Source organism: Vibrio sp. 1288 (genome assembly GCF_033344475.1).
The window spans coordinates 1-891 of the sequence record NZ_JAWPOX010000258.1 but is presented as its reverse complement, the minus strand read 5'-3'; the positions used below and the strand labels follow the sequence as shown (position 1 = coordinate 891).

The following is an 891-nucleotide window of genomic DNA, read 5'->3' as shown; positions in this document are numbered from 1 at the left end:
TGGAATCCGTTCATAACGCAGTAAGGAGTAAGATATGCACGACTTAGCATCAATTCGTGCTTTTGATGCGCTTAACCAACACAAAAGTTTGACCGCAGCCGCCAAAGCACTGAATCAGCCGAAATCCACCGTGAGCCGCCGCTTAGCACAATTAGAAGCCGACTTTGGCCAAGCGCTAACGACTCGACAAGGCAACCGCTTGATTCTGACACGCGCAGGGGAGATTTTTGCCGACTACAGCCGCCAGTTCCTAGAGCTCAGCGAGGAAAGTTATGAAGCGCTTCAAGGCTTAAATAATCAAGTATCAGGCTCTCTACATATCGTTTGCCACGCAGCGTTAGTTCGCAGTTGGTTAGGCGATGTGCTCAATGAATTTCTGGCGGAGAACCCTGACGTCAGAGTCCAGCTCACCAGTGATTTTTCCGATACACACCACGATCCAGATTTGTTTATCTGGCTAGGTGAACACAAAGGGCTGGATTGGCGCAAAGAAACGCTTGGCGTATTTCGTTACACCCCATTCGCGTCGCCAAACTACATCGAAAAACATGGCCCCATCCACCACCCGAGAGAACTAAACAAACATCCGTGGATAGATTTTGGGTCGATACAAGAGAATGGTTTGCGACTCTCGCACCCAGAACAAGGGGAGTTTTTTCTAGAACCATTTGTCAGCCGACTCTATAGCGACAACATTGCTATGCAGATCGATAGTATCGCCAACGGACACGGCATTGGTCTCTTGCCGACTTGGACTGCACAAGGGTATGAGAAACATCACCCCGGCCGTATCACCCCATGCCTTGAAGGCTGGCTTTCAGAGCCAATAACGATCAACTGTTATACACCAGCAGGGCGTCATCCTCTTCGCTTATCCGTACTGCTTGAAGA

General features: G+C 49.5%; 1 protein-coding gene. It reads left to right on the top strand.

Translation table 11 applies throughout. The features are described 5' to 3' along the window. Positions 1-34 precede the first annotated feature (34 nt). Positions 35-891, top strand: an 857-nt coding sequence (locus R8O11_RS26080) for a LysR family transcriptional regulator (protein ID WP_318194720.1), incomplete at its 3' end; no start/stop codon positions are given.